Source organism: Pseudomonas sp. GW821-FHT07F01 (assembly GCF_059418825.1).
In genome coordinates this window covers 414456-435706 of record NZ_JBWKQO010000003.1, presented here as the reverse complement: position 1 = coordinate 435706, position 21251 = coordinate 414456, and the positions used below count along the sequence as shown (strand labels likewise).

19 protein-coding genes are annotated in these 21251 nt (G+C 63.0%); 11 read left to right on the top strand and 8 right to left on the bottom strand.

What is annotated here, in order from left to right:
• Positions 1-100: 100 nt before the first annotated feature.
• The 3 genes from AC07R1_RS12575 to AC07R1_RS12565 all read left to right on the top strand — a co-directional run bounded on the left by AC07R1_RS12575 (position 101) and on the right by AC07R1_RS12565 (position 1869).
• Entirely contained in the window at positions 101-1021 is a 921-nt protein-coding gene (locus AC07R1_RS12575) for an SPFH domain-containing protein (RefSeq protein WP_011064121.1), read from the top strand.
• Between the two features lie 10 nt (positions 1022-1031).
• Complete coding sequence (locus AC07R1_RS12570; protein ID WP_065365057.1) at positions 1032-1481, top strand: NfeD family protein; 450 nt, start codon at positions 1032-1034, stop codon at positions 1479-1481.
• Between the two features lie 70 nt (positions 1482-1551).
• Positions 1552-1869, top strand: coding sequence for a DUF2388 domain-containing protein (locus AC07R1_RS12565; RefSeq protein ID WP_212805779.1), 318 nt, complete (start codon positions 1552-1554; stop codon positions 1867-1869).
• 72 nt (positions 1870-1941) lie between these two features.
• Here the strand turns inward: AC07R1_RS12565 and AC07R1_RS12560 are convergent, their stop codons facing one another.
• Entirely contained in the window at positions 1942-2613 is a 672-nt protein-coding gene (locus tag AC07R1_RS12560) for a TetR/AcrR family transcriptional regulator (RefSeq protein ID WP_011064124.1), read from the bottom strand.
• A 141-nt stretch (positions 2614-2754) separates the two neighbouring features.
• On the opposite strand from AC07R1_RS12560, the gene phlG reads away from it, so the two are divergent.
• Positions 2755-3639 carry a 2,4-diacetylphloroglucinol hydrolase gene (gene phlG / locus AC07R1_RS12555; protein ID WP_495110573.1) on the top strand — a complete coding sequence of 295 codons (885 nt, stop codon included), beginning with the start codon at positions 2755-2757 and terminating at the stop codon, positions 3637-3639.
• A 51-nt stretch (positions 3640-3690) separates the two neighbouring features.
• Here phlG and AC07R1_RS12550 read toward each other — a convergent pair whose 3' ends face one another.
• Entirely contained in the window at positions 3691-4293 is a 603-nt protein-coding gene (locus AC07R1_RS12550; RefSeq protein WP_011064126.1) for a TetR/AcrR family transcriptional regulator, read from the bottom strand.
• Positions 4294-4754: 461 nt separating this feature from the next.
• Here AC07R1_RS12550 and AC07R1_RS12545 point away from each other — a divergent pair, with 461 nt between their 5' ends.
• The 6 genes from AC07R1_RS12545 to AC07R1_RS12520 all read left to right on the top strand — a co-directional run bounded on the left by AC07R1_RS12545 (position 4755) and on the right by AC07R1_RS12520 (position 11094).
• The gene (locus AC07R1_RS12545; RefSeq protein ID WP_015637422.1) at positions 4755-5843 is read left to right on the top strand and encodes a hydroxymethylglutaryl-CoA synthase; all 1089 of its coding nucleotides are present in this window, start codon (positions 4755-4757) and stop codon (positions 5841-5843) included.
• A 29-nt stretch (positions 5844-5872) separates the two neighbouring features.
• Positions 5873-7069 (top strand): thiolase family protein, encoded by a 1197-nt coding sequence (locus tag AC07R1_RS12540; protein WP_047338090.1) that lies wholly within the window; start codon positions 5873-5875, stop codon positions 7067-7069.
• A 12-nt stretch (positions 7070-7081) separates the two neighbouring features.
• Complete coding sequence (locus AC07R1_RS12535; protein ID WP_011064129.1) at positions 7082-7522, top strand: Zn-ribbon domain-containing OB-fold protein; 441 nt, start codon at positions 7082-7084, stop codon at positions 7520-7522.
• Between the two features lie 208 nt (positions 7523-7730).
• Entirely contained in the window at positions 7731-8780 is a 1050-nt protein-coding gene (locus AC07R1_RS12530) for a type III polyketide synthase (RefSeq protein ID WP_011064130.1), read from the top strand.
• 109 nt (positions 8781-8889) lie between these two features.
• Entirely contained in the window at positions 8890-10155 is a 1266-nt protein-coding gene (locus AC07R1_RS12525) for an MFS transporter (protein WP_495110572.1), read from the top strand.
• Between the two features lie 6 nt (positions 10156-10161).
• The gene (locus tag AC07R1_RS12520; RefSeq protein ID WP_495110571.1) at positions 10162-11094 is read left to right on the top strand and encodes a fumarylacetoacetate hydrolase; all 933 of its coding nucleotides are present in this window, start codon (positions 10162-10164) and stop codon (positions 11092-11094) included.
• A gap of 7 nt (positions 11095-11101) precedes the next feature.
• Here AC07R1_RS12520 and gcvP read toward each other — a convergent pair whose 3' ends face one another.
• Complete coding sequence (gcvP, locus tag AC07R1_RS12515; RefSeq protein WP_053154443.1) at positions 11102-13975, bottom strand: aminomethyl-transferring glycine dehydrogenase; 2874 nt, start codon at positions 13973-13975, stop codon at positions 11102-11104.
• 191 nt (positions 13976-14166) lie between these two features.
• Here gcvP and AC07R1_RS12510 point away from each other — a divergent pair, with 191 nt between their 5' ends.
• Positions 14167-15306, top strand: a complete 1140-nt coding sequence (locus tag AC07R1_RS12510) for a DegT/DnrJ/EryC1/StrS family aminotransferase (RefSeq protein WP_495110570.1) — start codon at positions 14167-14169, stop codon at positions 15304-15306.
• A gap of 59 nt (positions 15307-15365) precedes the next feature.
• On the opposite strand, the gene gcvH is transcribed toward AC07R1_RS12510, so the two are convergent.
• The 5 genes from gcvH to AC07R1_RS12485 form a co-directional block, all read right to left on the bottom strand.
• Positions 15366-15749 carry a glycine cleavage system protein GcvH gene (gcvH, locus tag AC07R1_RS12505; protein WP_011064135.1) on the bottom strand — a complete coding sequence of 128 codons (384 nt, stop codon included), beginning with the start codon at positions 15747-15749 and terminating at the stop codon, positions 15366-15368.
• Positions 15750-15801: 52 nt separating this feature from the next.
• Positions 15802-16884: a glycine cleavage system aminomethyltransferase GcvT gene (gene gcvT, locus AC07R1_RS12500; RefSeq protein ID WP_093405459.1), complete on the bottom strand. Its 1083-nt coding sequence runs from the start codon at positions 16882-16884 to the stop codon at positions 15802-15804.
• Between the two features lie 154 nt (positions 16885-17038).
• Entirely contained in the window at positions 17039-18655 is a 1617-nt protein-coding gene (locus AC07R1_RS12495) for an ABC transporter permease (RefSeq protein ID WP_495110569.1), read from the bottom strand.
• A gap of 240 nt (positions 18656-18895) precedes the next feature.
• The gene (locus AC07R1_RS12490) at positions 18896-19897 is read right to left on the bottom strand and encodes an extracellular solute-binding protein (RefSeq protein WP_011064138.1); all 1002 of its coding nucleotides are present in this window, start codon (positions 19895-19897) and stop codon (positions 18896-18898) included.
• Between the two features lie 136 nt (positions 19898-20033).
• Entirely contained in the window at positions 20034-21251 is a 1218-nt protein-coding gene (locus AC07R1_RS12485) for a 2-octaprenyl-3-methyl-6-methoxy-1,4-benzoquinol hydroxylase (protein WP_019095409.1), read from the bottom strand.

Below are 21251 nucleotides of genomic sequence, written 5' to 3'. Positions count from 1 at the left end.
GTCCTGATGATGCAAGGGCCACGGTATCTCTGCGCGCGACCGGGCGCCGCCGTACACTCGCCCCCTGTGCCCCTTGATCACATCTGAGCAGGAGAATGTTATGCAGATCGGAAGCGTGTTGTTACTTTTCGTCGGCCTCGCCGTGGCCATCGTCTTCATGGGTTTCAAGGTCGTGCCCCAGGGCTACCAATGGACCGTGGAACGCTTCGGCCGCTACACCAACACCCTGAAGCCGGGGTTGAACATCATCATTCCGGTGATGGATCGCATCGGGCGCAAGATCAACGTGATGGAAAGCGTGCTGGATATCCCACCCCAGGAAGTCATCACCGCCGACAACGCCACGGTGCAGATCGACGCCGTGTGTTTCTTCCAGGTGGTCAACACCGCCCAGGCCGCCTATGAGGTCAACAACCTCGAGCACGCCATCCGCAACCTGCTGCAAACCAATATCCGTACGGTGCTCGGCTCCATGGAACTGGACGCCATGCTCAGCCAACGTGACGGCATCAACGAGAAACTCCTGCGAACCGTCGATGAGGCCACCGCCCCCTGGGGGATCAAGATCACCCGGATCGAAATCAAGGACATCAGCCCACCCGCCGACCTGATGGCGGCCATGTCCGGGCAGATGAAGGCCGAGCGGGTCAAGCGTGCGCAGATCCTCGAAGCCGAAGGCCTGCGGGCCGCCGCCATCCTTACCGCAGAAGGCAAGAAGCAGGCACAGATTCTTGAAGCCGAGGGCGAACGCCAGGCGGCATTCCTCGAATCCGAAGCCCGGGAGCGCCAGGCCGAAGCCGAGGCCCGGGCGACCCAAGTGGTGTCCGAGGCGATTGCTACCGGCAACGTCCAGGCGATCAACTACTTCGTCGCGCAGAAATACATCGATGCCCTGGGCAAACTGGCGTCGGCCAACAACAGCAAGGTGATCCTGATGCCCCTGGAGGCCAGCCAGGTCATCGGCGCCGTGGGCGGCATCGGCGAGATCGTCAAGGCCACGTTCGACAGCAAGAAGGTCTGAGGCAGGCTTCATGTTGGCATTTGTGCAAGCTCTATCGTTCTGGGACTGGCTGGCCCTTGGCACCATCCTGCTGATCTTCGAAGTATTCGGGGCCGGCGGCTACCTGCTGTGGATCGGCCTCGCAGCCGCCACAGTCGGGGTCCTGACCTTTCTCATTCCCGGCCTGTCATGGGAGGTGCAGTTCCTCCTGTTCGGCCTGCTGTCGGTACTCACCGCACTGTATTGGTGGCGCCGCCAGCGCAGCGTGGTACGCCCCAGCGATCAGCCGAACCTCAACCTGCGGGGCCAGGAGCTGATCGGCAAGACCTTTGTGGTGCACCAGGCGATTGTGGACGGCCGCGGGCGGATCAAGGTGGCCGACGGCGTGTGGATCGCCAAGGGGGCCGACGCCCCCGTGGGCGCCCGGGTACGGGTGGTGGGCCAGGAAGGCGCAATCCTGTTGGTCGAAAACCTTGACTGATGAGTCACGGAACTCCGCGGGGTTATCTAGAATCAAACGATGCAGATACCCCCTTTCGGAGTCACCCATCATGCGTCTGAAAATTGCTGTCGCCACCCTTGCCCTGCTGTCTCTTCCCGTTGGTTCGGCAATGGCCGACACCTTCTGGCGTAACGTCATTTCCTCCGGGGCCACCACCGGCTCCACCTACCTGACCTTCAAGGACCACAAGTTGATCGTCGCCGCCCAGGATGACGCCGGCAGCTTCGTTGCCAGCGATGGCAACATTCGCGGCCCGTACCTGGAAGCCGCCATGCAGAAAGTCCGCGCCGACAACCCCGGCCTCAAGGCCACCGACATGGAACTGGCCAACGCCATCCTGGCGAAGAACGCTGTCGCTCAGGAGTAACCGTCGCCCCAGGGATGGCCGACAGCAAACGCCGACCCCAGGGTCGGCGTTTTCGTGTGCCCGATCAGCCGGCTAGACCCCAGGTGTGCGGGACACTGCAGCCAGGCCGGCCAGGGCATAACTCATCATGTGCTCGATCAACGCCGGTGGATCCAGCTCCAGGCCGGGCAATACATTGCGCGCCAGCGGCTGATGGGCGATCAGCAGGAACAGGCAGGGCGCAAAAACGCTGACGGCGCTGCGCAGGGTAACCGGGTCCTCGGGCGATAGATCCATGATCTGGCCGAGGATGGTGCGCACGATCTTCGCCTTGGGAAACGCCTGCTCCTCCAGGATCGCCGGCAGCACCGCGGAGGGTGACAACAGTTCGCGGGTCAGGACTTTCAGCGCCCAGCCCTCACGCTGGTTGCCCAGCCCCTCGATGAGCACGGTGATGATCGCCCGCAGCTTGTCCTCGGGGCTGCCCTGGCTTTCACTCAGGCTGATCATGGTCTCGATCCGCACCAGGCGGTCGTGGGCCTCGCGCAGCACCGCCCGATACAGGCCGTCCTTGTTCTCGAAGTGGTAGTTGACCGAGGCGTTGTTGGCCCTGGAGTTCTCGCAGATCTGCTTGCTGGTGGTGTTGGCGTACCCCAGCTCAGCAAAAAGCTGGCCGGCCGTTTCCAGGATCTGTTGGCGGGTAGCCTGGCCATCCTGACGCGGCGTACGGGCCGCAGTTGGCTGCGGGGAAGCGGAAACGGCCATAGGCGCTCTCACTAAGTTAAATTCAAATTTGACTTTTGTTTATGGACTGCTTAGCTACAAAGCGCCAGTTTCTCGTTCAATTCCGTCAAGGGTTGCAGCGAAATGGCGGCTATCTGTCAATTCACGCCAAAGGATATCAGCATGGAAGCGCGCAACATGACTCCCTTCACCTACTTCTCACTGCCCATGCAGAAGCTGTTCCTACGCAATCAGGCGGCGGTCAGGAACAAGCCCTACGCCAAGTATTTCCGGCCGGAAATGCGCGTGCCGCTGTCCGCCGTCCGCAAGATTCAGCAAGGCCCCATGGCCCTGGAAGACACCCTGACCCCGAGCATCGAGGACATCAATCGCCTGCTCGAACCGGACTTTGTCAGCGAGGAATCCGGTTACGCCCTGCTACCGGGCCCGATGGCCTACGTGCAAAGCCGCAAGTTCTTCCCCGGCTGCACCGCGCAGATGTTCAAGTGGTGGTTCATCTGGCACCCCGCGGAATCGGAGCGCTACACCCTGTGGTTCCCCTATGCCCATGTCAGCAACCCATGCGTGCACCACCAGCGCCTGTGCGATGAGTCCCTGAGTTTTGAGGAACGGCTGTATGGCAACACCTTCTGCGCATCGGAATATGTCGGTGATCGCCTGATGCACCTGCATATCGACTTCCAGCAGCCGGCCAGCCTGGGCCTGAACACCGATCTGTATCGCGAAGCGAAGATCGACGGCAGTGTCAGCGCCCTGATGAGCCTGGCGGATCATCCTGAGGTGCCGGTGTCGTTGATGGTGCATCTGTTCAAGGAAGTACCGGACGGCATGTACCTGACCAGCCGTTACTGGGTCGGGGCGCACCCGTCGATGGCCCGCTTTCCCGGGGCAGAAAAGGCTGCATCGCTGCTGAAGGAAAATGGCTTTGGCGAGGCCGAACTGGAGACCCTGGCCTACGAGTTCGCGGTGCACGACATGTGCGAGTTCAATCATCTGGCCAGCTTCCTGCCGGACCTGTATCGAGAGTTCGGCCCCCCCGCGGCCTGAAACAACAGCCATTAAGCCCGAGAAACTCCAGGGCTTAATGGCTCGAAAGCATCAACGTTGCGTACCAGGACAAACACCGTTGATCAGCAGAGAAGTGAACTCCTCGATGTCCTGTTCCACCGTCAGTTGCTCAGTCAACAGCCGATACCAGCAAAAGCCGAAGATCATATCCAGCAGTAATTCACGGTTGGTGTCCTTGGGCAGCTCGCCGTTGCTGATGGCATTTTCCACCAGTTTTTTCGGCATTTCCCTTCTGCGCTCCATGAACTGATCCTTGAGCTGGGTCAAGGTTGCGGGATCCAGTTGCGCTTCGGCGATCACACAGCGAAAAGCCTCGCCACAAATAGTCTCCCTCCAGACTTTCCAGAGATTTCGCAGCAAAAAGTCGAGATCTGCCTTGAACGAGCCGAGATCAGGAAACTTTCTGACTTGTTCGCTCTCGTTTTCATAAACCTCGGCGATCAACGCCGCCTTGTTCGTCCACCAGCGATAGATAGTTGGCTTGCTGGCCCCCGCCCGACGGGCGACGGACTCGATACTGAGCCCGGAATAGCCGCATTCCTTAAGGATTTCGATGGTGGAAGTGAGAATGGCTTTATGAGTATGGGGACTTCGCAAAGAGCCGATGGAGCTGCGAGAGGGGGTACGAGCCACAATAAAAAATCTCCAGGCAGGGCGCTTGACAAACGCAACGCAGGGTATAGGATTCCCTCGAATCGAAATGAAACGGTCCGTTTCGTTTCATTCTTGAAAGAATCATGAATTTCTTACACCGATCTATCTAGTTTTTAAAATATCGCGTAAGGGTTGAGCAGCTCAGGCCTTGTAACTTGGAGTTCCTCGAATTCGAGGCTTCGGCCCTTTTCCCTTAAGAGATTAGATCGTCTGAAATTATTACTAAACGAAACGTTCCGTATCATAGCACAGTGAGGTGAATAAAAACAGCTTTCGAGTGGGTTTTCCCCTATTTGGAGTCTGCTGTTAAACCGCTCTGGCCTGCAGGTTTCACCAGGTGTGGCCAGGAGAAAGGCAGCAAAACTGTTTTCCGTATGTTTCAAGGGTGCTTCTGAGCAGGCACGACCCAGTTTTCTGAAAAGAATGGAATCAAGAGGAAAATGAACGTGAAAAAGATAGGTATTGTCAGCTATGGCGCGGGTATTCCGGTATGCCGCCTGAAAGTCCAGGAAGTGATCAACGTCTGGAAAAACACCGACCTCAAGCTGGTGGAGGAAAACCTCGGCGTCACGGAAAGAGCCGTGCTGCAACCGGATGAAGATGTCATCACCCTCGGGGTGCTGGCGGCGCAACGGGCCCTGGATAAAGTCCCCGGTCATCAGATCGAAGCCCTGTACCTGGGCACCTGCACCAACCCCTATGACTCACGGGCCTCGGCTTCGATCATCCTGGAAATGCTCGGCAGCGGCTACGACGCCTATTGCGCCGACGTGCAGTTCGCCGGCAAGTCCGGAACTTCTGCCCTGCAGATCTGCCAGGCGCTGGTGGCTTCCGGCATGACGGGCAGCGCCCTGGCCATCGGCGCCGACACCATCAACCGCAACACCGCGCCGGGCGACCTGACCGAATCCTATGCCGGGGCCGGAGCCGCTGCGCTGCTGATCGGCAGCCAGGATGTCATCGCCGAATTCGACGCCAGCTTCTCCTGCGCCGCCGATGTCGCCGACAACATCCGCCCCCAGGGTGATCGCTACATTCGTTCGGGCATGGGCCTGGGCTCGGACAAGAACAGCATCGGCCTGGAAGACCAGACCCGCCGCGCCGCCGAAGGCCTGATGGCCAAGCTGCACACCAGCCCCGCCGACTATGACTATGTGGTGTTCCAGCAAAACCTGGTGTCCACGCCCTACTCCCTGGCCAAGCACCTGGGCTTCAACCCCAAGCAGGTGGAACCGGGCATCTATGCCGGCAACGTTGGCGATGCCGGATCGGCCAGCCCGCTGCTCGGCCTGATCAACGTACTGGACCAGGCACGCCCGGGGCAGAAAATTCTTCTGGTGTCCTACGGTTTCGGCGCCGGCAGCGACGCCATCGCCCTGACCGTCACCGACGCCATCGAGCAGTACCAGAAGCACAACAAGCCTCTGCGCGAACTGCTGGAATCCAAGATCTACGTCGACTACGGCACGTCCATCAAGTACGAGTTCAAGTACCTGCGGGCTGACTACGCCCTGACCGCCTATCTCTGATTACGCCTGTCTACGCAAGGAGCATGCACATGTGCGCACGTCGTGTTGCAATCGTTTCGGCCGCCTATACGCCGAAACCCGGAAGTTCACGAGTTCGGCAGACGTTCAAGGAAATGATCGTCGAGTCCGCCTACAAGGCTCTCAAGGACGCCAAGATGCACCCCCGGGAAATCCAGGCCGTGGCCTATGGTTATCACGGTGAAGGCATTTCCGAATATGGCGGCCTGGGCCCGACCATTTCCGACGCCCTGGGCATCAGCCCGGCGCCGACCTTCATGAGCACCGCCAACTGCACCAGCAGCTCGGTGTCGTTCCAGATGGGCCACCAGATGGTGGCGTCCGGGGAGTACGACATCGTCCTGTGCGGCGGCTTCGAGAAGATGACCGATCACTTCAACTACGCCGAATACATCGGCTCCAGCACTGAATGTGAATACGATTATTTCCTCGGCATTTCCCACACCGATGCCTTCGCCCTGGCCACCGCCGAGTACTTCCAGAAGTTCGGCTATGCCGGTCGCGAGGCCGACGTACTGGCCACCTTCGGCCGGCAGATGCGCATCTACGCACAGAACACCCCCACCGCCACTCGTTATGGCCAGCCGATTCCTTCCCTGGAAGCGTTGAAGAACAGCGAGGCCTGCGGCTCAATGCTGGCCTGGGGCGAAGCCAGTGGCTGCGCGATCCTGGTGGCCGAACACCTGGCCCACAAGTACACCGATAAACCGGTGTTCGTACGCGGTTGCGCCTATACCGGGGTCTCCCACTATTTCGGCACGCGCTTTCACAACCCGACCCTGCATCATCCGGGCCTGCCCAAGGATGTGGGCATGGCGGTTTCGGCCAACTCCATCGCCTGTGCGGAAATCGCCTACAAGAAAGCCGGGATCACCGCCAAGGACATCGACGTGGCCCAGGTCTACGACCTGCTCGGCGCCGGGCTGATCCAGATGGAGTCCATGGGCATCTGTGGCAAGGGCCAGGCCGGCGACTTCGTGCTCGAAGGCGGCATCGCCCTGGATGGCCAGCTGCCGCTCAATACCGACGGCGGCAACATCGGCCGCGGCCATGCCTCCGGCTGCGACGGCATCCTGCACATCACCGAGCTGTTCCGGCAGCTGAGGGGTGAATCCGACAACCAGGTCAAGGGCGCGCGCATCGGCGTGTCGCAGAACCTTGGCGGTTACGCGGCGCACAACTCAGTGATTGTCCTCTCGAACGACTAAGGAGCCCGGACCATGTCCATGTACCCAGAACAGATCCACAGAATGACCACCGCCAGCATGCTTCGCGAATGGCGCGAGCATGGCGGCAAGTACCGCCTCGAAGGCAGCCAGTGCGAAGAATGCAACGAAATCTTCTTCCCCCGGCGCACCGTCTGCGGCGCTTGCAACTCCCTGAGTGTGAAGCCGTATCGCTGCGCGCGCAGTGGCAAGATCGAGGTCATGGCCCCGGCCGAGAACCCGATCCTGGCCGCCATGGGCTATGGCGAAACCGTGCCGCGCATCATGGCCATGGTGCGCCTGGACGACGGCCTGGTGATCGCTTCGGAAATCGTCGATGTGTGCGATCAGCAACAGCTGAAAGTCGGTGCGCCGGTGCGCATGGTGATCCGCAAGCATGTGCGCGAAAGCAACCTGGCCTGGCAATACGCTTATAAGTTCGTACTCGATATATAAGTTGTTATTCAAGGTGCCTTTATATAAGGCACCCTGAAGTTAGCCATTAAAATAAAATCCAACTTAAAAGTTACATCAACGGCAACTTCACGCCCCGAAGTTGCCTTAAGGCCCTGATTTCCTTTAGGGCCTACAGATTCCTGTGCCTATAAACGGGGACTATCCCCACCCCTTAACTTGTTGGCTTACTTAAAGCCAAGGACCCATCATGTCTACACTTTGCCTTCCACACGTCATGTTTCCGCAACACAAGATCACCCAGCAACAGATGGTCGATCACCTGGAAAACCTGCACGCCGACCATCCACGCATGGCCCTGGCCAAGCGCATGATCGCCAACACCGAAGTCAACGAGCGCCACCTGGTGTTGCCGATCGACGAACTGGCAGTGCACACCGGTTTCACCCACCGCAGCATCGTCTACGAGCGTGAAGCCCGGCAGATGTCGTCGGCCGCGGCGCGCCAGGCCATCGAGAATGCCGGGCTGCAGATCAGCGACATTCGCATGGTGATCGTCACTTCCTGCACTGGCTTCATGATGCCGTCGCTGACCGCGCACCTGATCAACGACCTGGCCCTGCCAACCTCCACCGTGCAGTTGCCGATCGCCCAGCTGGGCTGCGTGGCCGGTGCCGCGGCCATCAACCGCGCCAACGACTTCGCCCGGCTCGATGCCCGCAACCACGTACTGATCGTGTCCCTGGAATTCTCCTCGCTGTGCTACCAGCCGGACGACACCAAGCTGCACGCCTTCATCTCCGCGGCGCTGTTCGGCGATGCGGTATCCGCCTGCGTGCTGCGCGCCGATGACCAGGCCGGCGGCTTCAAGATCAAGAAGACCGAGTCGTACTTCCTGCCCAAGAGCGAGCACTACATCAAGTACGACGTGAAGGACACCGGCTTTCACTTCACCCTCGACAAGGCGGTGATGAACTCCATCAAGGACGTGGCACCGGTCATGGAGCGGCTGAACTACGAGAGCTTCGAACAGAACTGTGCGCACAACGACTTCTTCATCTTCCACACCGGTGGTCGCAAGATCCTCGACGAGCTGGTGATGCACCTGGACCTGGCATCCAACCGGGTCTCGCAATCGCGCAGCAGCCTGTCGGAAGCCGGCAACATTGCCAGCGTGGTGGTGTTCGACGTGCTCAAGCGGCAGTTCGATTCCAACCTCAATCGCGGCGACATCGGCCTGCTGGCGGCCTTCGGCCCGGGGTTCACCGCGGAAATGGCGGTGGGCGAGTGGACCGCCTGATGTGACTGCCTGTGCCTGTCCCACCTGACGTTGCCGGGCTGCAGGGCAACGTCGGGTGGCCTCCCACGGCGCTTGCGCCGGGTTCATGGTTTCACAAGGAAGCTGAGCGATGAACACTGGAATGCCAACCACGGCTGCCAACAGCCGTTACGAAAGATCCATGGTGCTGTTGCTGTCACTGAGTTTCGGGCTGGTGGGGCTGGATCGCTTCATCATCCTGCCGCTGTTTCCGGTGATCATGCACGACCTGCAACTGGACTATCAGGACCTGGGCTACCTGTCCGCCGCGCTGGCCTTCACCTGGGGGCTGTCCGCCCTGGGCATGGGCAGCGTGATCGAGCGCCTGGGCACCCGCCGCGTGCTGGTGGCCTCGATTGCCGTGCTTTCGCTACTGTCCGGTTTTTCCGCGCTGGCCACCGGCGTGCTGGGGCTGGTGATTCTGCGCGGGCTGATGGGCATCTGCGAGGGTGCCTTCACCCCCACCAGCATCATTGTCACCAATGAAGTCTCGCGCCCCGACCGGCGCGGGCTGAACCTGGGTATCCAGCAGGCGCTGTTCCCGATTCTCGGCCTCTGCCTGGGGCCGCTGATCGCCGCTTACCTCCTGCAAATCACTGGCTCGTGGCGTGCGGTGTTCGCCATCATTTCCCTGCCGGGCCTGCTGCTGGCCGGCTACCTGTGGAAAATCTACCGACCGCTGCCGGCGCCCCAGGCCGACCGCACCGCAGGCACCTGGCTGGCGGCTTTCAAGAGCGGCAACGTGAGCCTGAACATCCTGATCATGTTCTGCATACTCACCTGCCAGTTCGTCCTCTGCGCCATGCTGCCCAGCTACCTGACCGACCATATGCACCTGGAAACCCTGTCCATGGCCTTCGTCATCTCGGCCATCGGCGTGGGCGGCTTCATCGGCCAATTGATCATCCCCGGCATGTCCGACCGTCTCGGGCGCAAGCCGGTGGTGTCGGTGTGCTTCATGACCAGCAGCACCCTGGTGGGCCTGCTGATCGTCAGCCCGCCCCTTCCCTGGCTGCTGTTCCTGCTGCTGTTCCTGCTGTCGTTCTTCAACTTCAGCCTGATCTGCATGACAGTCGGCCCGCTGACCAGCGAATCGGTCACCCCGGCCCTGCTGCCGACGGCGACCGGAATCGTGGTGGGGTTCGGCGAGATTCTGGGTGGCGGGTTGTCACCGGCCGTGGCCGGGTTCGCCGCCAGCCATTTCGGCCTGCCATCGATCCTGTACGTGGCCCTGAGCGGCAGCCTGGCCGGCTTGCTGCTGTCATTCCTGCTCAAGGAACAGGCCCTCGAACCGCGCCGTTTGCGCGTGCGCGAAGCGCTGCCCATCCTCCCCGCCCCCTTGCCCCTGAAGGACTAGAGAATCATGGACGATTACCTGCTGTTGCTGGATGTCTGCCACAAGGACCAGCGCGCCATCGGGCTGTTCGACTTTCACAATGGCCGCAGCGTGCGGGCCTATTCCGAACACGGCGGGCTGTACGAGACCCTGCTGTTCTGCAGCCGTCGCCATCTGGGCTGGAGCGAACACCTGCGCAGCCTCGCGCCCCACCCGCAACTGCCCGCGGACGGCACCCAGCAAGGCCCGTTGCGCCCACCGCTCAAGCCTCGGGACAACCTGCTGGTGCAGGTCAGCGAAGTCACCCTGAACACTCCGCACACCCGCCAGGGCTGGTTCTACAAGGGCAATGGCAGCCTGCTGAAGACCGACGGCGAGCCGCTGATGATTCCGTACCACGCCCAGAGCATTTCCAGCCAGCCCGGGGTGGTGTGCGTGTACCTGGTGGACCCCTTCGGCCAGTTGCGCTTTGTCGGCTTCAGCCTCGGCCACGACATTCACGACCCGTTGCTGAGCCATCAGGACGCCAGTTCCTGCGCGCAATCGCGGTTGCGCCAGTGCGCCATCGCCCCGGCGCTGATCCTCGGCGAACTGCAGAACAGCCTGTCACTCAATGTCCGGGTCGAACGCCAGGGCACGCCGTTGCCGCAACGCAGCTATCGCCTCGACCTGCAGAACTGGTGGGCTATTCGCAAATATTCCCAGGCCTTCCTCGAACAGCACGAGCAGTTCCTGCAACCGGGCATGGTCCACTATGTGTTCCACAGCGCCAGCCGGCGCGAGAGCGACCTGCAGTTGCAGCACGGTGACTGGCTGGACCTGGACTGCCCGGAGCTGGAACTGGGCCTGAGCAACCAGGTGATCGAGGAAGAGTTGCTGCACCTCTATCCCCTGGAAACCCAACCTGCCCGTGCCAGTAGCCATGGCAGCCAGCCGGCGCGGACGCGCCACCACTACTGAGGCCCGTTCAGCGGTAGTCCGCCAGCGGCACGCAGGCGCAGAACAGGTTGCGGTCGCCATAGACGTTGTCCACCCGGTTCACCGCCGGCCAGTACTTGTGGGCTCGGGTATGGGCGGTGGGCAGCACCGCCTGTTCGATACTGTAGGAGCGCTCCCAGACTCCAGTGATATCCGCCAGGGTATGGGGAGCGCCCTTGAGCGGGTTGTCCTCGGCCGGCCAGTTGCCCTCCTGCACCTGGGCGATCTCGGCGCGGATGCTCAGCATGGCTTCGATAAAACGGTCGAGCTCGGCCTTGGATTCGCTTTCCGTGGGCTCCACCATCAGGGTGCCCGGCACCGGGAAGGACATGGTCGGGGCATGGAAGCCGTAGTCCATCAAGCGCTTGGCCACGTCTTCCTCGCTGATCCCGGTCTGGGCCTTGAGCGGGCGCAGATCGAGGATGCATTCGTGGGCCACCCGGCCGTTGCGGCCGCTGTAGAGCACCGGGAAGGCACCGCTCAATTGCTCGGCCAGATAGTTGGCCGCAAGGATCGCCACCTCGCTGGCATCCGCCAGCTGCGGCCCCATCAGGGCGATGTACATCCAGCTGATGGGCAGGATGCTCGCACTGCCCCAGGGCGCTGCGCTGACGGCGCCGTTCTCCGGTAAAGGCCCGTCGATGGGCACCACCGGGTGGTTGGCGACAAACGGCGCCAGGTGCGCGCGCACGCCAATCGGCCCCATGCCCGGGCCACCGCCGCCATGGGGAATGCAGAAAGTCTTGTGCAGGTTCATGTGCGAGACATCGGCGCCAATGTCCGCCGGCCGGGCCAGGCCTACCTGGGCGTTGAGGTTGGCGCCGTCCATGTACACCTGGCCGCCGTGGCTGTGGATAACTTCGCAGATCTGGCTGATGCCCTCTTCGTACACGCCGTGGGTGGAAGGGTAGGTAGCCATCAGGCACGACAGGCGCTCGCCGGCCGCCTGGGCCTTGGCCTTCAAGTCTTCCAGGTCGACGTTGCCGGCCTCGTCGCACTCGACGATCACCACCTGCATCCCGGCCATCTGCGCCGAGGCCGGGTTGGTGCCGTGGGCCGACGCCGGGATCAGGCAGACATGCCGGCCGCCTTGCCGGCGGCTCTCGTGGTAGCGACGAATCGCCAGCAGCCCGGCGTACTCGCCCTGGGCCCCGGAGTTGGGCTGCATGCAGATGGCGTCGAAACCAGTGATGGCGCACAGCCAACGCTCCAGCTCCGCGATCAGCAGGCCATAGCCGGCAGCCTGCTCCCGGGGTGCGAAGGGATGCAGGTTGGCGAACTCCGGCCAGGTGATGGGGATCATCTCGCTGCTGGCATTGAGCTTCATGGTGCAGGAGCCCAGGGGAATCATCGACTGGTTGAGCGCCAGGTCCTTGTTCTCCAGCTGCTTGAGGTAGCGCAACATTTCGGTTTCGCTGTGATGGGCACTGAACACCGGGTGGGTCAGGTAGCGCGTGCGTCGCAGCAGCGGGTCGGGAATCCCCGACTCCAGCGCCTCGGCGTCCAGGCTGCTGACATCCAGCCCGTGGTCGGCACCCAGGAACACGTCGAACAAACGGGCCACGGTGCTTTCGTCACAGGTTTCATCCAGGCTCAGCCCCAGCCGGCCACGGCCGAGAATCCGCAGGTTGATCTGCTGCGCCCTGGCGCTTTCGATGATCGCCGTCTGGCTGCCGCCGACCTCCAGGGTCAGGGTGTCGAAGAAGTGCCGATTGACCCTGGCAATGCCGTGGCGCTCCAGGCCGACCGCGAGGATGCAGGTCAGCCGGTGTACCCGCTGGGCAATGCGCTTGAGCCCGGCCGGGCCATGATAGACGGCGTAGAAACCCGCGATATTGGCCAGTAGCACCTGGGCGGTGCAGATGTTCGAGTTGGCCTTCTCGCGGCGGATATGCTGCTCGCGAGTCTGCAAGGCCATGCGCAGGGCCACCTGGCCGCGGGCATCCTTGGACACGCCGATGATGCGCCCGGGCATCGCGCGCTTGTACTCGTCGCGGCAGGCGAAAAACGCCGCATGAGGGCCGCCGTAGCCCATGGGCACGCCGAAGCGCTGGGACGAACCGAGCACCACGTCGGCCCCCAGTTCGCCCGGCGGGGTCAGCAACAACAGGCTGAGCAGGTCGGCCGCGACACAGGCCAGGGCCTGCTGGGCGTGCAACTGGTCGATCAGCGGCCGCAGGTCGCGGATCTCGCCATGGGTGTCCGGGTACTGCAGCAACGCGCCGAACACCTGGTGCCCGGACAATTCGTCGACCCCGCCGACCACCAGCTCGAAACCGAAGCCTTCGGCCCGGGTGCGGACCACGGAAATGGTTTGCGGGTGGCAGTGTTCATCGACAAAGAACAGGTTGCTCGAAGACTTGCTCACGCGCTTGGCCAGGGCCATGGCTTCGGCGGCAGCGGTGGCTTCGTCCAGCAACGAGGCGTTGGCCAGGTCCAGGCCGGTGAGGTCGATGGTCATCTGCTGGAAATTCAACAAGGCTTCGAGCCGGCCCTGGGCGATTTCCGGCTGGTAGGGGGTATAGGCGGTGTACCAACCGGGGTTCTCCAGCACGTTGCGCAGGATCACCGTCGGCGTCAGGGTGGCGTGGTAACCCATGCCGATCAGGCTGGTCCAGACCTGGTTCTGCCCGGCATAACCCTTGAGCCTGGCCAGGGCGGCCGCTTCGTCCAGGGCCGGCGGCAGGTCCAGTGCACGGTTGAAGCGGATTCCCGGCGGCACCGTCTGCTCGATCAGTTCGGCCCGGCTGCCCAGCCCGAGGCTGGCGAGCATCGCTTGCTGCTCCTCGGCGTCGGGCCCCAGGTGCCGGTTGAGAAAAGCGTTGGGCTCGCGTAACTGGCTCAAAGATAGCAACTGGGACATGACCGGCTCTCTCCGATAAACGGCGCTCAGCGTCGCTGCAACAGGGTGCCAAGCAGCATAGCAGTCGATTTCCCGCGTCGATGCTCTGGCGTCCCGGGGCAATCGGTACCATCATGCTCGACGTCAACGCGCCAGCCCCGGCGCATCGCAACCTGTGCCCCTATCGTCCGCTTATCGGGTGTCCCATCGTCATGAGCCAACTGCCTTTCCTGCCGTTCTCCAAACCCACCATCGATGAACCCACCATCGCCGCTGTCGGCGAAGTCCTGCGTTCGGGCTGGATCACCAGCGGCCCCAAGGTCCAGGCCTTCGAAGCCCAGCTCTCGGAGTTTTTCGGCGGGCGCACGGTACGCACCTTCAACTCCGGCACCTGCACCATGGAGATCGCCTTGCGCATTGCCGGCATCGGTGCCGGTGATGAAGTCATCACCACGCCGATTTCCTGGGTGGCCACCGCCAACGTCATCCTCGAAGTCGGGGCCACGCCGGTGTTCGCCGATATCGACCCGGTCACCCGCAATATCGACCTGGCCCAGGTCGAAGCCGCCATCACCCCACGCACCAAGGCCATCATCCCGGTGTACCTGGCCGGGCTGCCGGTGGACATGAGCCACCTCTACGCCCTGGCCAACAAGCACGGCCTGCGGTTAGTGGAAGATGCCGCCCAGGCCCTGGGCTCCAGCTGGAACGGCCAGCGCATCGGTGCCGGTGGCGACTTCGTGTCCTTCAGCTTCCAGGCCAACAAGAACGTCACTTCGTCCGAGGGCGGCTGCCTGGTGCTCAACACGCCAGAAGAGGTGCGCCTGGCCGAGAAGTACCGCCTGCAGGGCGTGACCCGCAACGGCTTCGACGGCCTGGATGTGGATGTGCTTGGCGGCAAGTTCAACATGACCGACGTGGCGGCCGCCATCGGCCTGGGGCAGTTCGCCCATATCGAGGCGATCACCGCCCATCGCCGTGAGCTGGCCCGGCACTACTTCGAATGTTTTGGCAGCGATTTCGAGGCCCGCTATGGCGCCCAGCTACCGCCGGCGGACTTCACCAACAGCAACTGGCACCTGTTCCAGCTGGTACTGCCAGAGCGCAAGGATGGCAAGCCGGCCCGCGCCACCTTCATGGAGCAGATGCAGGAACGCGGGATTGGCATCGGCTATCACTACCCGCCGATTCACTTGCTGAGCCTGTACCGCGAGCGCGGCTTCAAGGAGGGGATGTTCCCGGTAGCGGAACGGGTCGGTCGGCTGATCGTCTCGTTGCCGATGTTCACCGCCATGAGCAAGGCCGACGTGGAACGCGCGGTGGCGGCGGTGAAAGAGGTGTTGCAGGCTTAAGAGCCTTCGCCAGCAAGCCCGCCCTGCGCAAACGGGGCGGACGCGCCGGCGAGAACGGCTTACTCGCCGATGGCGGCCTTGTAGCCGGCGGCGTCCAGCAGCTTGTCCAGATCGCCCGGGTTGCTTGGCTTGAGCTTGAAGATCCAGGCACCGTACGGATCGCTGTTGAGCAGCTCGGGGCTGGCGCTCAGCTCTTCGTTGACCGCAATCACTTCACCGGCCACCGGCGCATAGATGTCGGAAGCGGCTTTCACCGACTCCACCACACCGGCCTGGTCCCCTGCGCCAAACACGTTGCCGACTTCAGTCAGCTCGACGAAAACCACATCGCCCAGGGCTTCCTGAGCGTGGTCGCTAATACCTACGGTCACGCTGCCGTCGGCTTCCAGGCGGGCCCATTCGTGACTGTCGGCAAAACGCAGGTGGGCAGGGATATCGCTCATGTTCTGTGTCCTCAAGAAGAAGTGTCAGCGGCGCAATGCCTGCTGGAAATAGTTAGATCAGGGTTTTGCCGTGGCGCACGAAGGTGGGTTTGACCACCCGGACCGGGTACCACTTGCCGCGGATTTCCACTTCGGCACGGTCGGCGGTGGCCATCGGCACCCGCGCCAGTGCGATCGATTTGCTCAGCGTAGGGGAGAAACTACCACTGGTGATCTCACCTTCGCCAACATCGGCGATACGAACCACCTGATGAGCGCGTAAAACCCCGCGTTCTTCGAGCACCAGGCCCACCAGTTTCTGCTTCACCCCGGCCGCCCGTTCGGCTTCCAGGGCACTGCGACCGATGAACTGGCGTGACGCCGGTTCCCAGGCAATGCTCCAGGCCATGTTCGCCGCCAGGGGCGAGACATCCTGATGGATGTCCTGGCCATAGAGGTTCATGCCGGCCTCCAGGCGCAGGGTGTCCCGGGCGCCCAGGCCGATGGGCGAGATCCCCGCCCCCACCAGGTCGTTGAAGAAGGCCGGGGCCTGGTCGGCAGGGAGGACGATCTCCAGACCGTCCTCGCCGGTGTAGCCGGTCCGGGCAATGAACCAGTCGCCGTCAAAGCCGGCTTCGAATGGCTTGAGCTGCTGGATCAGGGTGCCGCGGGACTGGGTCACCAGCTCGGCAATCTTGTGCCGCGCCTGAGGGCCCTGGATCGCCAGCATCGCCAGCTCCGGGCGCTCGTGCAGCTGCACCTGGAAATCCCCCAGCTGCGCCTGCATCCAGGCCAGGTCCTGATCACGGGTGGCGGCATTGAGCGCCAGGCGATAAGCGTCTTCGAGGCGATAGACGATCATGTCGTCAACGATGCCGCCCCGTTCATTGAGCATGGTGCTGTACAGAGCCTGGCCGGGGTTGTGCAGGCGTTCGACATCATTGGCCAGCAACAGCTGGAGCCAGGCCTTGGCCTGGGTACCGCTGACATCGATCACGGTCATGTGGGATACATCGAACACACCGCAATCACGTCGCACCTGATGGTGCTCCTCGACCTGCGAGCCGTAATGCAAGGGCATATCCCAACCGCCAAAATCGACCATTTTCGCGCCGAGGGCGAGATGCAGGTCATACAGAGGCGTACGCTGTCCCATGGGTTTCTCCTTCCGGGCGTGGCGAGGGTGCGGACTGGCGCTGTTGGTGTGAAAGCCTTGAAATAGATGGCTTTCAGCCGATTTCAGCGTCCCGGCCAAACAACAGGCCGCACCGAATGCCGCGCATTGTAGCTGCAAGGTGCAAGGCTGGCACCTAACCGATTCGATGGGCCGAGCGGCGGATCAGGCCAATCACCGGCAGCAGGCCCACCAGCACCAGGGTCAGTGCCGGCAGCGAGGCCCGGGCCCACTCCCCTTCACTGGTCATCTCGAAGATCCGCACCGCCAGCGTGTCCCAGCCAAACGGGCGCATCAGCAAGGTGGCGGGCATTTCCTTGAGCACATCGACGAACACCAGCAAGGCGGCGCTCAAGGTCCCGGGCAGCAACAACGGCAGATACACTTTGAAAAACAGTCGCGGGCCAGCGACCCCCAGGCTGCGCGCCGCTTCGGGGAGCGACGGGCGGATCCGCTCCAGGCTGTTTTCCAGCGGCCCGTAGGCCACGGCGATAAAACGCACCAGATAGGCCAGCAGCAAGGCGGACAGGCTGCCCAGCAGCAGCGGCTTGCCGGCCCCGCCCAACCAGCCGGACAGCGGGATCACCAGCTCGCGATCCAGGTAACTGAAGGCCAGCATGATCGATACCGCCAGTACCGAGCCGGGCAAGGCGTAGCCCAGGTTGGCCAGGCTGACCCCGGCGCGGATGCCCCGGGTCGGCGCCAGGCGTCGGGCAAAGGCCAGGAGCAGAGCCACACTGACAGTGATCAGCGCCGCCATGCCGCCCAGGTACAGGGTGTGGATGATCAAGCCGGCATACCGCTCATCCAGGTCGAAGCGCCCGCGCTGCCAGAACCACGCCAGCAACTGCAGCAGCGGAATCACGAAGGCACAGGTGAATACCAGCAGGCACCAGCCCGTGGCCGCCAACGCCTTGAGCCCGCGCAAGTGGTACAGCGCCTTGCCCCGGGGCCGCTCGTTACCGGTACGGCTGGCGCCACGGGCGCGGCGCTCGCCGTACAGCACCAGCATCACCGCCAGCAGCAGCAGGCTGGCCAGCTGGGCGGCGCTGGAAAGGCTGAAGAAGCCGTACCAGGTCTTGTAGATAGCGGTGGTGAAGGTATCGAAGTTGAACACCGACACCGCACCGAAATCCGCCAGGGTTTCCATCAGCGCCAGGGCCACCCCGGCGCCGATGGCCGGCCGCGCCATGGGCAGCGCCACCCGCCAGAATGCCTGCCAGGGCGATTGCCCGAGGACCCGCGCTGCCTCCATCAACCCCTTGCCCTGGGCCAGGAAGGCGTTGCGCGCCAGCAGGTAGACATAGGGATAGAACACCAGCACCAGCACCAGGATCACCCCACCGGTGGAACGTACCCGCGGCAGTCGCAGGCCGCTGCCGAACCATTCCCGCAGCAGGCTTTGCACCGGCCCGGAAAAATCCAGCAGGCCGACAAAGACGAAGGCCAGCACATAGGCCGGGATCGCAAAGGGCAGCATCAAGGCCCAGTCCAGCCAGCGCCGTCCGGGAAACTCGCAGAGACTGGTGAGCCAGGCCAGGCTCACGCCCAGCAGCGTGACGCCAACGCCCACCCCAAGCACCAGGGTCAGGGTATTGCCCAACAGCCGCGGCATTTGCGTGTCCCACAGGTGGGACCAGATCTGCTGGTCGATGGCCTGCCAGGACAATAGCAGCACGCTCAGCGGCAAAAGGACCAGGGCCGCTACGGCAAAGACCAGGGGGTACCAGCGACGTTGAGCGGGATGGGCCACAAAAAACTCTCGGGCAGGTGGAACAGACAAAAATACTTGCGCAAAACGCGTGGGGCGGGAGAGCCGCACCCGCTGGGCGCCATGGCCGCCCCAACGGCTTCAACCACGTTACGCCAGTTGAATCACGTATTCAGGGCTTGCCACCGCTGCGCGGTGGAACGGGAGCCAGCTCCCTCGCCACTAAAGCCCAGCCGCTAAAGAAAACGCCCCGCAAAAGCGGGGCGCAGTATAACGGCAGGCTCAGTTCCAGCCAGCGCGGTCCATCAGGCGAATGGCTTCGGCCTGGCGCTTGCCGGCGATTTCAACCGGCAGGGTGTCGGCTACGAACTTGCCCCAGCTGGCCACTTCCGCGGAAGGCGCTACCGCCGGGTTGGCCGGGAACTCCTGGTTGACGTCGGCAAAGATCTTCTGCGCCTCAGGCGTGGTCATCCATTCCACCAGGGCCTTGGCCGCTTCCGGGTGCGGTGCGTGTTTGGTCAGGCCGATGCCCGACAGGTTGACGTGCACCCCGCGATCGCCCTGGTTCGGCCAGAACAGCTTCACCGCCAGGTTCGGTTTCTGCTTGTGCAGGCGGCCGTAGTAGTAGGTGTTGACGATGCCGACGTCGCATTGCCCGGCGTTGATCGCCTCGAGCACCGCGATGTCGTCGGAGAACACATCGGTAGACAGGTTGTTGACCCAACCCTTGATGATCTCTTCGGTCTTCTCGGCACCGTGGGTCTCGATCAGCGTGGCGGTCAGCGACTGGTTGTAGACCTTCTTCGCCGTGCGCAGGCACAGGCGGCCTTCCCACTGCTTGTCCGCCAGGGCTTCATAGGTGGTCAGTTCTGAAGGTTTGACCCGGTCGGTGGAGTAGGCCAGGGTCCGCGCCCGCAGGCTCAGGCCGGTCCAGGCGTGGTTGGAGGAGCGGTATTGCAGGGGAATGTTGCTGTCGATGACCTTGGAGGTGAACGGCTGCAGGATGCCCATCTGCTCGGCCTGCCAGAGGTTGCCGGCATCCACGGTGAGCAGCAGGTCGGCGGTGGCGTTCTCGCCCTCGGCCTTGATCCGCTGCATCAGCGGCGCTTCCTTGTCGGTGATGAACTTGATCTTCACCCCGGTCTTCTGGGTGTAGGCATCGAACACCGGCTTGATCAGCTCATCGATACGCGAGGAGTAGACCACGACTTCATCGGCGGCGTAGGCGGTGCCACCGATGAGTGTGAGGGCCAGGGCGGTCAGTAGACGCTTCGGTGCCAACATGGGAGCGGTCTCTCGATTTCAAAGTGAGGCGAAATGATAAGGACTCCCATTTGCCATCTCAACCGAACCCGGCGCTGAGGAGTTACCAGATGTTGCGTAGGCTCGTCCTCGCGACGCTTGGCCAGCAAGCCGGCGCCTAGGCTCTGGCCAGTTCCGGCAAGTCGCCGCTCAGGCCCAGGGCCTGGCGCACGAACAGGGCCTTGGCCTCGGGCATCTGGTCGATCACCTTGAGGCCGGTGTTGCGCAGCCAGCGCATGGGCAACGGGTCGGCCTGGAACAGCCGCTCGAAGCCCTCCATGGCCGCCATCAGCGCCAGGTTGTGGGGCATGCGCCGGCGCTCGAAGCGGCTCAGCACCTTGACCTCGGCCAGGCGCTCGCCGCGGCTGGCCGCTTGCAGCAGCACTTCGGCCAGCACGGCGGCATCGAGGAAGCCCAGGTTGACCCCCTGCCCCGCCAACGGGTGGATGGTGTGGGCGGCGTCGCCGATCAGCGCCAGGCCTTCGGCCACATAGCGCTTGGCATGGCGTTGGCGCAACGGCACGCAGAGCCGCGGGTCGGCGCTGATCACCGAACCCAGGCGGCCTTCGAAGGCGCGCTCCAGTTCGGCGCAGAAGCTCTCGTCGTCCAGCGCCATCAGGCGCTCGGCCTCACTCGGGGTGGTCGACCAGACAATCGAACACCAATCATGCTGCCCGTCCCGTACCAGGGGCAGGAAGGCCAGCGGGCCGGTATCGGTGAAGCGCTGCCAGGCGGTCAATTGGTGAGGCTGGCTGCTGCGCACGCTGGTGACGATGGCGTGATGCAAGTAATCCCACTCGCGAGTGGTACAACCGGTGAGCCGGCGCACGGCCGAGTTGGCGCCATCGGCAGCGATCACCAGCGGCGCACGCAGTTGCCGGCCATCCGCCAGGGTCAGCAGCCAGTCGTCGCCGGAGCGGCGCATCTGCTCCAGACGGGCATTGGCCAGCAGGCCGATATCGCATTCATGCAGACGCTCGAGCAAGGCGTCCTGAACCACCCGGTTCTCGACGATATGACCCAGCACCTCGGCATGCACGCTGGACGCCGAGAAGTGGATCTGCCCGGTGCCGCTGCCGTCCCAGACCTGCATGTCGCAGTAGGGGCTGCTACGGCGTCGGGCAATGCCGTCCCAGGCGCCCAGGCGCTCCAGGATGCGCTGGCTGGCCGCCGACAAGGCACTGACCCGAGGCTCGAACGGCGCCTGGTCATCGAAGGGTTTGACACTCAGGGAACCGCCATCGAGCAGCAGCACTTCCAGGCCGCTGCCCTGCAACGCCAACGCCAAGGCACTGCCGACCATTCCGGCTCCGACAATCAGCACATCTGCGCGCAT

Excerpts from the sequence above, each read along its gene's own strand:
- AC07R1_RS12575 (WP_011064121.1), top strand. The coding sequence starts at position 101 with ATGCAGATCGGAAGCGTGTTGTTACTTTTCGTCGGCCTCGCCGTGGCC.
- AC07R1_RS12570 (WP_065365057.1), top strand. The coding sequence starts at position 1,032 with ATGTTGGCATTTGTGCAAGCTCTATCGTTCTGGGACTGGCTGGCCCTT.
- AC07R1_RS12565 (WP_212805779.1), top strand. The coding sequence starts at position 1,552 with ATGCGTCTGAAAATTGCTGTCGCCACCCTTGCCCTGCTGTCTCTTCCC.
- AC07R1_RS12560 (WP_011064124.1), bottom strand. The coding sequence starts at position 2,613 with ATGGCCGTTTCCGCTTCCCCGCAGCCAACTGCGGCCCGTACGCCGCGT.
- phlG (WP_495110573.1), top strand. The coding sequence starts at position 2,755 with ATGGAAGCGCGCAACATGACTCCCTTCACCTACTTCTCACTGCCCATG.
- AC07R1_RS12545 (WP_015637422.1), top strand. The coding sequence starts at position 4,755 with ATGAACGTGAAAAAGATAGGTATTGTCAGCTATGGCGCGGGTATTCCG.
- AC07R1_RS12540 (WP_047338090.1), top strand. The coding sequence starts at position 5,873 with ATGTGCGCACGTCGTGTTGCAATCGTTTCGGCCGCCTATACGCCGAAA.
- AC07R1_RS12535 (WP_011064129.1), top strand. The coding sequence starts at position 7,082 with ATGTCCATGTACCCAGAACAGATCCACAGAATGACCACCGCCAGCATG.
- AC07R1_RS12530 (WP_011064130.1), top strand. The coding sequence starts at position 7,731 with ATGTCTACACTTTGCCTTCCACACGTCATGTTTCCGCAACACAAGATC.
- AC07R1_RS12525 (WP_495110572.1), top strand. The coding sequence starts at position 8,890 with ATGAACACTGGAATGCCAACCACGGCTGCCAACAGCCGTTACGAAAGA.
- AC07R1_RS12520 (WP_495110571.1), top strand. The coding sequence starts at position 10,162 with ATGGACGATTACCTGCTGTTGCTGGATGTCTGCCACAAGGACCAGCGC.
- gcvP (WP_053154443.1), bottom strand. The coding sequence starts at position 13,975 with ATGTCCCAGTTGCTATCTTTGAGCCAGTTACGCGAGCCCAACGCTTTT.
- AC07R1_RS12510 (WP_495110570.1), top strand. The coding sequence starts at position 14,167 with ATGAGCCAACTGCCTTTCCTGCCGTTCTCCAAACCCACCATCGATGAA.
- gcvH (WP_011064135.1), bottom strand. The coding sequence starts at position 15,749 with ATGAGCGATATCCCTGCCCACCTGCGTTTTGCCGACAGTCACGAATGG.
- gcvT (WP_093405459.1), bottom strand. The coding sequence starts at position 16,884 with ATGGGACAGCGTACGCCTCTGTATGACCTGCATCTCGCCCTCGGCGCG.
- AC07R1_RS12490 (WP_011064138.1), bottom strand. The coding sequence starts at position 19,897 with ATGTTGGCACCGAAGCGTCTACTGACCGCCCTGGCCCTCACACTCATC.
- AC07R1_RS12485 (WP_019095409.1), bottom strand. The coding sequence starts at position 21,251 with ATGCGCGCAGATGTGCTGATTGTCGGAGCCGGAATGGTCGGCAGTGCC.